1 protein-coding gene and 1 pseudogene are annotated in these 508 nt (G+C 50.0%); both read left to right on the forward strand.

Going from position 1 to position 508, the window contains the following annotated elements; translation table 11 throughout:
* A pseudogene (locus R7040_RS30215) lies at positions 1 to 218 on the forward strand (cytochrome c oxidase subunit I); the annotation flags it as partial.
* Between the two features lie 20 nt (positions 219 to 238).
* Positions 239 to 508 (forward strand): cytochrome c oxidase assembly protein (locus R7040_RS30220; RefSeq protein ID WP_318098157.1); only part of this gene is annotated, 270 nt, incomplete at its 3' end.

The raw sequence follows: 508 nt of genomic DNA on the forward strand, positions 1-508 counted from the left end.
ATTACGCGATTCAATTTGCGGATGTGAACCAACTCGTATCTATCGGCGGCTTTGCCTTTGGTTTGTCGCAACTGATTTTCTTGTGGGTCGTGATCAAATGTATTCGTGGCGGAGAGAAAGCGTCGGCCAAACCTTGGGAGCGTGCAGAGGGATTAGAGTGGACTGTGCCAAGCCCTGCGCCTCATCACACCTTTAGTACGCCGCCTAAAGTGGATTAACGGAACGAGAGGCGAAGAACATGGCAGAAAAATCATCCCACAAAAAGCTCACGATAAAGTTAGTGCTGGCCACTTTTGCCATGTTCGGGTTCGGTTTTGCGCTCGTGCCGCTCTATGACGTGATGTGTGATGCGTTAGGCATCAACGGTAAAACCAGTGATGTTGCAGCGATTCAACCTACGGGGATGCAGCCCGATTTGAGCCGGACGATTCGTGTGGAGTTTATGGCACACGTCAACCCAGATATGCCGTGGGAGTTTAAGCCGAAAGTCATTTCGATGAATGTTCAT

The organism is Vibrio sp. 1069, from assembly GCF_033340555.1.